Consider the following 8,957-nt stretch of genomic DNA (forward strand, 5'->3'; position numbering starts at 1 on the left):
CGGAAATGAATCCGTGTGGATCCGGGCGATCCGGGGACGGATTGTGTCTGATCAGCAACGAAATTTCCGCGCGCCCGGCGCCGAACCGGGATACCCGGACGCCGATTCAACCCGGGATGCGGACGATGCCCGTCCGGCGGTCGGTGCCGCCCTTGACCCCCGGGCGCGCGACGAGGCTGCTCGGCCTGCCTGTTACGCCGCGGGTGGGCGATGCTGCGGGTGCCGGTCGCCGCGGCCGTCCCGGTGCCGCAGATCAGGCGGCGGCGCTGAGGTTGTTCTGCGCGAGGATGAAAGCGGCGACTCCGGCGGCAGGGATCGGCCGGCTCAGGAGATAGCCTTGTACCTCGGAGAACCCGCTCGCCCGCAACCGCGCGAGTTGCTCCGCCGTCTCGACGCCCTCGGCCGTGGTGGTGATCTTCAGGCTGCGGCCGAGTTCCGCCACCACGTGGACGATCGCGGCGGCTTCGTCGCGCTCCATCAGGTTCCGTACGAAAGACTGGTCGAGCTTGATCTTGTCGAAGCGGAAGCTGTTCAGCGAGCTGAGGGACGAATAGCCGGTGCCGAAATCATCCATCGAGAAGCGAACGCCCAGGCGGCGCAGGCGCGTCAGCATGTCGTGGGTGGCCTGATCCTGGTTCAGGATCACCGATTCCGTGATCTCGAGTTCGAGGCGCTGGCTCGGCAACTGGGTGGTCCGCAGGACCTCCTCGACGAGCTGATCGAGGTTGCCTTCCCGGAACTGTGCTGGCGAGATGTTGACGGCGACGCGCAGAGTACCGGGCCACTGCATCGCGGCGGCGCAGGCAGTCTTGAGGACGTACACACCGAGCGCATCGATGAGTCCGGTGGCCTCGGCGACCGGGATGAACTCGCCCGGGGAGATCATCCCCCGCTCCGGATGGTGCCAGCGGGCGAGAGCCTCGAAGCCCGTCACCGTGTTGGTCGCGAGCTCGAACAATGGCTGGTAGTGCAGCTCGATCTGCCCGCTGTCGATCGCCAGCCGCAGCTCGCGCTCCAACCAGCGCCGCTGATGCTGACGCTCCTCCATCTCAGGCTCGAAGGCGCGCACGCGCCGGCCCCCCTCGGCCTTGGCGACGTAGAGCGCGAGGTCGGCGCGGCGGAGCAGGTCGTCGCCCTCGGCGTCCAGGGCGGACGACACGGCGATCCCGAGGCTCGCGTCGGCGGCCACGAACTGGTCGGCGATGATGAACGGGCGCCGGAGCTGAGCCAGCGCCTCCTCCGCCAGACGCAGTGCTCCGTCCGCGAGGTCAGACCCCGACAGGACGAGGGCAAACTCGTCGCCGCCGAGGCGCGCCACCGTGCTGCCGGGCGGGCTCAGGGCCGTCAGACGAGCGCCGACCTGCCGGAGCAGGTCGTCGCCCGCCGGATGTCCGAGGGTGTCGTTCACGCCCTTGAAGTCGTCGAGATCGAGGCAGATCACGGCGACCGGCCGCCCGCCCTGAGCGTGTTCCGAGAACGCGGCGGCCAAGCGTTCCGCCAGCAGCGCGCGGTTCGGGAGCCCGGTAAGGGCGTCGTGGGTCGCCAGGTGGGTGATGCGGGCCTGCGCGATCACGCTCGTCGTCACGTCCTCATGCGTCTCCACCCAGCCGCCATCGGCCATGGGCTGAACCGTGATCTCCACGCAGCGCCCGTCGGCGAGGGTCGCGGTCGTCACGCGCCCCTGGACGCCGCGGCCCTGGCCGAACTGATCCACGAGCCCGGCCATCGCCTTGACTTCGGCGTGGGTCGGACCCGCCCCGAGCGTTTCGGGCGCGATCCCGTAGATGCCGAGGAATTGCGCGTTGAAGACTTTCAGGCGGCCGGATGCGCCGAACATGCACAGGCCCTGGGACATGTTGTTCAGGGCCGCGTCGAACCGTTCGTTCTGCTCCTCGAGCTGCACCTCGCGCTGCGTCAGGATCGCGTTCTTGCGGAAGACGTCGTCGCGCAATTGGTCGCGCTCCGCCAGGGAATGTTCCAGGACGACGACGGCGCGAGCGATGTCGCCCACCTCATCCTCGCGGCTGACATCGGGCACGTTCACGTGCCAATTGCCCCGCGCCACTTCGGAGACCGTCTGGGTGATCCGCACCAGGGGGCGCGTGATCCGGTTGGACAGGAACAGCAGGACGATCGCGACGAGGAACAGGGTCAGCCCCGCCACGACGCAGAGCGTGGTGAGCAGGGAGCGGGAACTCTCCTCGCCGATCCCGACGACCTTGTCCTTGATCTGATCCAGCTCCCGGAGGGGCGCCGCGACGCACAGGCGGATATCGTGTTCCGTCGGGATGCAGCGCGCGACCTTCTCGGCGCCGAGGACGGTCTGGAGCCCGGATCGGGAGGGCGCGCCGAGGGCCGCATCCGGCATCTCGGCACCGGCCGAGGAGAGGACGCGCGATCCTGAAAGGATGAGGACGTCGCGCCCGCTCAGCGCCGAGAAGGCTTCCAGGGTGGTCTCGCGGGGGCGAAGGATCCGGTAGCCGACGAGCCCGCCGATCACCTCTCCGAAATCGTCGAACAGCGGCTGGCCGAAGATGTCGGCGACGGAGCCGCTCTCGTCCGCCGCCAAGGCGCCGGCGAGCGCCTCGTCCCAGTGCAGCGTCAGGACGAAGCCGACCGAGCGATCCCTGTCGTTCCGGGACATCATCGCGCGCAACGACGACGCCAGCGTCGTGCGGCCGAGCGCCGTGTTGGCCGAGAGCAACTCCGCGTCGACACGGTCCGCTGTGAGCGCGCGCAGGTTGATGTCGAAGGCGATGACGCCGTCGATATCGGCCAGCGCCAGGGCGGGCCGCATGAGCTCCGACGCCGCGACGGTGTTGCCGGAGAAGACCGCCTTCGACACGTCCCAGCGCTTCGCCATCGTGGCGAAGCGCCGTTCCACGTCCTCGCGCTGCATCTGGAGCCGGGCCGCCGCCAGCTTCGCGTCGCTGAGGAGCCGACCCGAGAGCTGGGCCTCGGACCAGCGGGAGATCTCCTGACCCTGCTCGCTCAGCGTCTGTCCGGACCGGAGCGCGACCAGAGAGACGAGGGCCGTGAGGGCGATCGCGGCCGTCGACAGCGTCGCGCCGACGAGGCGGGCGCGAAGGGAGCGCGAGAAGGGGTTGTGGGTCACGGCTTGAGCGGAGCGCCGCCCCGCTCCGCCAGCAGGTGCCGCGCGCGATCGGATGTCGCGAAGGCGAGGAAGTCGGAGGCCGCCGCGTCCCGGGTGGCGGCCTTGTAGATCAGGGCGAGGGTCACCGCGCTGGGATAGGCCGGATCGCGCGGGGCATTGCCGTCGATCGACAGGACCGCGAGGTCACCCACCAGCGCCGGCGAGAAGGGGCCGAAACCGATGGCGCCGGGCGTCTGGCGCACCGTCTCGATGGCGTCCTGCGTGGTCGTCGCCGTCTTCGACCGGCTGGTCAACACGAGATCGCGCCAGCCCGGCATGCTCGACCGGAGGACGGCGAGGGTGCTGTCCGTGTCTTCGCGCCGGACCACGCGAATCTTGAGATCGGCGCCCCCGACCGCGCTCCAGTTCTCGATCGTGCCCGAGAAGATGGCCGCCGCCTGCGCGCTCGTGAGGCTCGCCACGCCGACGTCGCGGTGCACGAAGATCGCCGAGGGGATCCGGATGAGGGGAACCTCGATGAGGCCCTGACCCTTCTCGGCCTCGGTGAGGGGACGGGCGATGCGCCCGAGCTTCTGGCGCTCGCCGCCCACGGCCGCGACGGCGCCGCCGGAGCCGATGCTCGGCGGCACCGATACACGGACTCCGCCGGCATCGGCATTGTAGGCGGTTGCAACCGCCTGCAGCATCTCGATCCCGTCGCCGGTGCCGACGACAGCAAGGTCCTCCGCCCGCGCGCTGCACGTCAGGGCGAAGACCGCGAGAACGCCTGCGGAGATGTGCCGGAGGCAGACGAAAGCAGAAGCCATGGCCGGATTTTGCGGCCTGAATAATTAAATTGGCGTCACCGAATATATCGCAATCAAGCTGTGGTTGATGAATCGCTAGGCGACAGATTCGGTTTTGGCCTTCTGATTACGTGAGACGCGCTGGAGAAGGCGCTGGATGAAGTTGAGGTCCGCCGGATTGCTCGCGGCGGCGGTCCGGTCGGCCGCGTAGAACGGGTCGGCGTAGCAGGTCGCGCCGGCGGCTGCCGCCAGGAACTGGACGGCGGCCACCATCTCCGGTCGGCCGGCCGCCACGACGATGTCGTCCGCGGTGAGCATCGGCAGATGAAGCGTCGGCCGACCCGGCCGCGCATCGCCGGGCGGATGCGCGCCGCTGCAGGTCAGGATCGTGATCGCGCCCCGTTCACGCAGCCAGTCCAGCGCCGGGCGCATGTAGAGGTTGTGCGGATCGCGCGCGCCGGCCACGACCAGCAAGGCGCGCGCCGGCTCCCGCAGGCGGCTCGCCCGCGCGACCGCCCAGGCCGGCGCCCAGCCGACGCCGGACGAGACGATCACGAGGCGGCCGCGCCCGAGCCGGTGAAAGGCGTGACCGAAGGGGCCCTCGACCTTGACGGCGCTCCCCGGACCGATCCGGCCGCCGAGGTGCGACGAGACCGTGCCGCCGTCCTGGCGGCGGATCTGGAAGATGAGTTCGTTCAGTTCGCCGGAGCCGTTGGAGCGCAGCGTGGGGCTGTAGTCGCGCGCCGGCAAGCCCGCGAAGGCGACACGGACATACTGTCCCGGCAGGTAGGCGAGGCGCTTGCGCAACGCCACCGTGACTTCGACGATCTCGGGCGTCAGTTCGACGAGGCTCTCAACGGTACCGCCGCGCCGGACGACGTCGGGCACCTCGTCGAACTCGATCGCGGCCTCGCTCGTGAGTCGTGCCCGGCAGGCGAGCACGGTGTCGCCGATGCGCGTGCCCGCCTCGTCCACCGTGCCCGAATGGATCCGGACGCGGCAGGTTTCGCATTGGCCGGTGGCGCAGTCGTGCGGGATCACCCGGCCGCCGGTGAGACCCGCATCGAGGAGGGTCTGCCCGGCGGTGGCCGAGACTCGCCGCCCGTTGATCACGAGATCGACCCGTGCGGCCATGATCGGCGCTCCCCGTCAGCGCATCAGGACTTCGACCGGCCGCATGTGCCGGGTGTGGCGCGTCTGCGTGTGATCGAAGGCCGAGACGTACAGGTAAAACAGGTTGCCGGGCAGGAAATCCACGTCGTACTTGCTGCCGGTCGCGATCTTGCGCGAGGCGACCAGGGTCCAGTGATCATCGGCCCAATGGGCGGCCGCCGAGATCCCGGCCCGGTCGCCCGTGTAACCGTCCGTCAGCAGCACGCCCGGAATCACCGTCCCGACCGGTATCTCCGCGTCGACGTCCCTCGAATAGGGAACCGTGTCGCTCTTCTCGACCATCCACCACGCGGCGCCCTCGGATACGCCGGCGTCTGGATCCAGGTCCACGGTCCCGAGCTTGGTCTTCGTCACGCGCCAATCCTTCGGGAGCCGCAGCGGCTCGACGGAACCCGTGTAGCCGCCGGGACCCTCGAAGCGGAAATTGTAGCGATAGGCGCTGGTGCCGGGGTCGCCCCAGTAGCCGGCCTGATAGCGGCCCTGGACCGCGCGCTCGGCGGCCGTCGGATCGGTCGGCGGTCCGATATGCATGTCCTCGACCACGCCGAGCATGCCGCCGCGGCCCGACTTCCACTGCCACATGTCGATGTAGCTGCCGTCCGTCGTGTAGTGGTAACCGCGGCCGTTCAGCGGAGCCGGTGCATCGGGGAGGGGCTTGGCACCGAGATGGGTGGAACCGCCGCTGCCGAAGGCGTCCGAGCGCGAGAAGATCACCGCGAACTTGTCCTCGTAGTAGGCGGTGACGTCCGCCCGCGCGGCGTTGACGTCGAGGAGGTGCCAGCCGTCCTCCTTCTTGATCAGCGGCACCCGCTTCAGCGACTGCGACGGATCCCACCACCGGAAGGCGAAGTAGACGTTCGCGTCGTCCCGCACGGCGCGGATCTCAACGGTGGTCTCGCCGGTGCCGCCGAAGTTGCTGCCCTGCATCGTCCGCACCGAGACGGGACGCGCGGTGCGCCAGACCGGATCGTCGAGGAGTTTGCTGACATCGGGACCGGCCGACACCTTGTCCACCACCAGGGTCGAGCGGCCCGCGACGTCCGCCCAGGCAAGGCCGCCCACGACCGGGATGCCGAGGGCGGCCGCTGCCAGCAGGGGCCGGCGCCGACGCACGGTCCCATCGACCAGGGGTGCGGGGCGGAACAGCCGCAGGAGCTGCCACAACCCGCCGTACATGAAGTGCGCCAGCGTGTGGACGACGATGTATCCGAGGGACACCAGCGCGCAGGTGGCGTGCAGCCACACGACCCATCCGCCGTAGCCGAGGTAGAGCGCGACGCCGGTCCCCGTGAGGATCAGCGTGACGGCGTAGATCAGCCAGTGGAGTCCGACGTTGATGCCGCCCCACCGGGCCTTGCGGGCTGCCTTAGACCCGCCGCCGACCAGTACGGCGCGCATGCGGGACGGGCTGTTCCGCTCCGTCAGCCGGCCGCGAACGAGATAGACGAGATAGGCCGTGATCCCGAAGAACAGGCTGAGACCCGCCACGAAGTGGACGGTCCAGACCTCACCTTGCGGTAGGAACGGGGCGAGAAACTTCGCGGTCCGGGCGATGGGCGCATCGGCGGAGATGCGCAGCCCCGTGATCAAGCTCGCGATCATCGCGATGGCGACGATCCAGTGGATCACGATCGTGCCGGTGTCGGAACGGGGTCGCCGATCGGCGCGGGCGTTTGAAGTAGACTTGGATTCAGGAACGGCGTTGCCGTCGTCGGAGGGGGGCGGCGCGAGGCTCAGTGTGTCCGCCATCCAACTCTCTCCGATCGCTTACACGTATCGCCAGTGCTGTATTAGCATTCCGATAAGCATAGCGCGGCCGGGCCGCTATTGCCAAGCTTATCAGTCTTTATATTCGTCTCGCTTGCCGGTGCGCTGATGGCCGGTGCATCGGGCGGACTAGCCGGCCCCGGAACCGGCGCGCGGTGGGCGGGAGGCGGGGCGGCGGTCGCGACGCGATGCGACTTCACCGTCGAGGCAGGGCGCAGTGATCCGCCGGAGCCGCATCCTGGGCACGACGCCCGCGACAGGCCGCCCGATGGCCCGGACACCGCTCACGGCGGGGGAGGGGCTCAGGCCGCCCTGTGGCGGTCGGCGCGGACCTTCGGGACGGGAGACGTCGCACCCTGCTGCGCGATGCCGCGAAGCGAGGCCACCATCGCGTCGGTCTGGGCGTCGAGGGATGGGCGCGCGCGATGGCTGCCGGTGCTGCGCCACGCAATGGCGAAGCAGCCGAGTACCGCCGCGAAGCTCCCCGCCAGGGGTGCGACGATCAATGCCGCCAGGAGGCTGATCGGAGCCAGAATGGCGGCTGCGACAAGGCCGCTGCCGATCGCAACCGCAACCAAGAGAAGCATCGTAGCCTCTGCCCAAAGGTCCAGCGGGTACCATCGATCGCTGTCAGCATCCTCCTACGCCCCATTGGTTAACATTTGGTTAATGACAAGCTTCCGCTTCAGCTTAGGTTTTAGGATCCGCGCTCAAAGAAGCATTCGTTGAGAGTATGAGCGGATGGTCCGGCTTTGGTGCCCTGTATGCTGTCGGGATCGGGCACGCGTCGCCGCCGTCTTGCCCGCCGCCGTCTTGCCCGCCGCCGTCTTGCCCGCCGCCGTCTTGCCCGCCGCCGTCTTGCCCGCCGCGGTGCTGCTGCCGGAGGCTCGGTCTGCGTGGGGCGACGATCCATCGGCGGGTGCGTCGCGACCGCGGGCGGCCCGTCGGCCGGACCTCAGATCTCGTCCGTTCGCGGATGGAGCCGAAGCCTCTGGTGCAGATGAACCAATCCTGGTCCATCCTGATCACTTGTGGCGCTTCGCCCGGGAGTGTTACTGGTCCGGACCGGTTTCGCGTAGGATAACCACCTCCGATGACCAGCGAAGAACGCGCTTCCCGGCGCTTGATCGCGATTGCAGAAGTTGTCGGCTGCCCCGTCGAAACTTTTTACCGGCCCGAAAGCGATACAAATCCGGCGAATATGACCTGGGAGCTGCTGCGGCTGTGGAGCTCGATCACCGAGCCTCGCACGCGGGAGCGCATTCTCGCACGCCTGCGCCAGGAGGCCGGTGTCGGACCGGCCTCGGCCCAAGCCGCCGAGTGATCGTGCGATAGTCCGAGGCCGTCGACGGCGGGCGGGCCGGGCGGTCGACGACACCCTTCGCGCGACCGTCCGTGCGCACCGATCCTCAACTCCCCTGAGCGATCCAGCCCAGGATCGTGGCGCATCGTTCGGCCTGATCACGCGTCAGGCCCGACGCGACCGCGGTTCCGTCCCGGTACACCGCGAAGGTTCCGTCGCTGACGGCGCGGATCTTGACCGAGGCCATCAGGCGCCGACCGGAACGAGCGCTTGCAACTGGGTCAGCCCGGACGCCGTGAGCTGCCAGACCGCGAGCGCCTCGTCGACGGTCCCGGATCGGCCGATCCGCTCCAGATGCCCGAGGCTTTCCAGTGCGGTGAGGCGACTGTGGTCGGCGGGCCACCGGTCGTCGATCTTCTTGCGGATCGAAATCCGGTAATCACGGGCTTCTGCTGCCTTGTTGAGAAGTCGGCGCTCGTGGTTGACCAGCATCAATCCTCCTGCGTTGAGCGGGTCGCTGCCCGTTACTTACGTACAGGCTGGCCGATATGGTCAAGCTTGGCAACCCCGCCGGCCCGGAGCCGCAGGGGACCGTTCGCGCTCATCCAGACGGATCACGGCTATCCGGGACGCCGGGCCGGCGCGTGCGCGACCTCCGACGGGGGGACGGGTTGCTCCCGCGGGCCGTGGGCCGATTCCGTTCGGCGACCGCGCACGAGAACGGCCGGCCGGGTTTCCCCGGCCGGCCGCTGGTATGTGGCGCGCCCGGGATGGGCGCGCGATCGGCGTGCGATCAGCGCAGGAGCTGAAGGAC

At 69.1% G+C, this 8,957-nt stretch carries 8 protein-coding genes; 1 reads left to right on the forward strand and 7 read right to left on the reverse strand.

From position 1 onward, the window contains the following. Positions 1-253: 253 nt before the first annotated feature. From MFF58_RS24125 to MFF58_RS24145, 5 genes are all read right to left on the reverse strand, one after another. Entirely contained in the window at positions 254-3,115 is a 2,862-nt protein-coding gene (locus MFF58_RS24125) for a putative bifunctional diguanylate cyclase/phosphodiesterase (RefSeq protein WP_238291554.1), read from the reverse strand. Further along, positions 3,112-3,921, reverse strand: coding sequence for a PstS family phosphate ABC transporter substrate-binding protein (locus tag MFF58_RS24130; protein ID WP_238291555.1), 810 nt, complete (start codon positions 3,919-3,921; stop codon positions 3,112-3,114). The genes MFF58_RS24125 and MFF58_RS24130 overlap by 4 nt, the downstream gene beginning before the upstream one ends. 75 nt (positions 3,922-3,996) lie before the next feature. Then, positions 3,997-5,034: a 2Fe-2S iron-sulfur cluster-binding protein gene (locus tag MFF58_RS24135; RefSeq protein WP_238291556.1), complete on the reverse strand. Its 1,038-nt coding sequence runs from the start codon at positions 5,032-5,034 to the stop codon at positions 3,997-3,999. 15 nt (positions 5,035-5,049) lie between these two features. After that, on the reverse strand, positions 5,050-6,822 hold the full coding sequence (locus MFF58_RS24140) for an ethylbenzene dehydrogenase-related protein (protein WP_238291558.1): 1,773 nt from the start codon (positions 6,820-6,822) through the stop codon (positions 5,050-5,052). Positions 6,823-7,142: 320 nt separating this feature from the next. Continuing rightward, positions 7,143-7,427 (reverse strand): hypothetical protein, encoded by a 285-nt coding sequence (locus MFF58_RS24145; protein ID WP_238291559.1) that lies wholly within the window; start codon positions 7,425-7,427, stop codon positions 7,143-7,145. A gap of 506 nt (positions 7,428-7,933) precedes the next feature. On the opposite strand from MFF58_RS24145, the gene MFF58_RS24150 reads away from it, so the two are divergent. Continuing rightward, positions 7,934-8,164, forward strand: a complete 231-nt coding sequence (locus tag MFF58_RS24150) for a hypothetical protein (RefSeq protein WP_238291560.1) — start codon at positions 7,934-7,936, stop codon at positions 8,162-8,164. 85 nt (positions 8,165-8,249) lie between these two features. On the opposite strand, the gene MFF58_RS24155 is transcribed toward MFF58_RS24150, so the two are convergent. Beyond that, the gene (locus tag MFF58_RS24155; protein ID WP_238291561.1) at positions 8,250-8,390 is read right to left on the reverse strand and encodes a hypothetical protein; all 141 of its coding nucleotides are present in this window, start codon (positions 8,388-8,390) and stop codon (positions 8,250-8,252) included. Continuing rightward, positions 8,390-8,635 carry a hypothetical protein gene (locus MFF58_RS24160; RefSeq protein WP_238291562.1) on the reverse strand — a complete coding sequence of 82 codons (246 nt, stop codon included), beginning with the start codon at positions 8,633-8,635 and terminating at the stop codon, positions 8,390-8,392. Before MFF58_RS24160 ends, MFF58_RS24155 begins: the two co-directional genes overlap by 1 nt. Positions 8,636-8,957 lie beyond the last annotated feature (322 nt).

The sequence above is a fragment of the Methylobacterium longum genome (genome assembly GCF_022179385.1).
In the GTDB taxonomy this organism is placed as follows: Bacteria; Pseudomonadota; Alphaproteobacteria; order Rhizobiales; family Beijerinckiaceae; genus Methylobacterium; species Methylobacterium longum.